Source organism: Roseiconus nitratireducens, from assembly GCF_008629675.1.
GTDB lineage: Bacteria > Planctomycetota > Planctomycetia > Pirellulales > Pirellulaceae > Stieleria > Stieleria nitratireducens.
In genome coordinates this window covers 1-1529 of the sequence record NZ_VWOX01000058.1, presented here as the reverse complement: position 1 = coordinate 1529, position 1529 = coordinate 1, and the positions used below count along the sequence as shown (strand labels likewise).

General features: G+C 55.5%; 1 protein-coding gene. It reads right to left on the bottom strand.

The window, feature by feature from the left end:
* Nucleotides 1–25 precede the first annotated feature (25 nt).
* Entirely contained in the window at nt 26–1402 is a 1377-nt protein-coding gene (locus FYK55_RS28675) for an IS4 family transposase (RefSeq protein ID WP_161604830.1), read from the bottom strand.
* Nucleotides 1403–1529: the final 127 nt, after the last annotated feature.

Below are 1529 nucleotides of genomic sequence, written 5' to 3'. Positions count from 1 at the left end.
GAATGGCACTTAATCCGCGTAAGTCTCACGCCTCACCGGGTTTGTAGTCGTGTCGGGGCTTCTGCATTAGCTTGTACTGCTTGGGCCTTCGCTTGAGTACCCTCGGTTCGTATCGATCTGGGCGATCTCCGACGCGATGTCTCCGGCAGCTTTGGTACAAGACGTTGCACAGCTCATCCACGGCACTGATGACACTCAATGTCGGCAGCATCTCGGCGAGCGTTGAAAGCGTGCTTTTGAAACTGATTTGCCAAGGACGCATGCCGTCTGTCATTGCCGCTTCGCACATGACTTGCCGAATCAAGTTATACGCCAACATGTGCGCCCGCATCTCGTTGCGCACCCGATGAGGCTTTTTGCAGCGAAGATGATCCATCTGCATTACCGTCTTAAGGCTTCGTAGATTCAGCTCTGCTTGCCAACGCCGGCGAAACAATGCGGCGATGTCTTCCTTGCTGTACTCCATGTCGTCCGACAACGATGTGTGAACGATGATCTGGCGAGTACGAAAGCCTCGGTTTTCCACCCGGATCTTGATCTCACGGATCAGGATGAAATCAGGGTAATCTTCGTACGCCTCTTGGCTCATCCACTCAGGGCGTCCAGGCTTGTCCAGTCGAATCGCATGGTCGTCTTTGCCATATCGAATACCGCTACGAAAATCGCTTTTGCGGAGATGGTGTTTGCGGACAACAACATCGGCGCCTCGTGCCATCAAGCGTGCCATATCGAACCAACTCGAATACGCTCGGTCGGCCAGAAAAACATCGTTTTCTTCGATTATCGCGTCGATCTCGCGAAACAAGCTGACTTCGGCGGTGAGCTTGCCTCGGTACTTCCCCATTGCCGTTTCCAGGACGGTTCCTGTCGACAGAGCGAACAGCACGACAACCCTCATGATGGGAAATCCGCAACCGATCGCTTGGCCGCGTTGTTGCGGGTACTCCGCTTGATTGTCAGCCGTGTCGGCCATCGTGATCGTCGTGCCATCGGCAGTGATCACGCGGTGCCCCAACCACAACCACCGATCCGGAGCTTGGTTCTCAATTGCCTGACCGGTTGTGGCAACTAGCCGGTGCATCGCGGTTTCGTCCAGCTTGTCACGCGCGATGCAGTACATCCCCGTCTCGCTACTGCACGCCCGAAGCCCGCGAGCGCACCGATAGTGAATCAATCTTGCCACAGCCGAGACGCATCCGTGATCGATCGAAAGCACTTGCGAGAGAAAAACCCAGAGCGTCACCGCGGTCGTGTAGATCCGTGCCGAATCAAGAATGCCGCTTGCCTCGCCGAAGGCCGCTGCGATAGTCTGTCGATCGAGCAGTGATGCGAAGTAGAGGTCGTTTGACTGGCGGGCAAATTCGAGTCGCTGACGGAATGAAGCAAACTGCGGTTGATACACGAGGGGCTTCCTTGCTTGACGTGTTCGGGAGGTTAGAGACCCAAACACATCGCAAGTGAAGCCCCTTGCTGTCAACCGAGCTTAAACCGTGAACCACCAAGCACTTGCCGCGGATTAAGTGCCATTC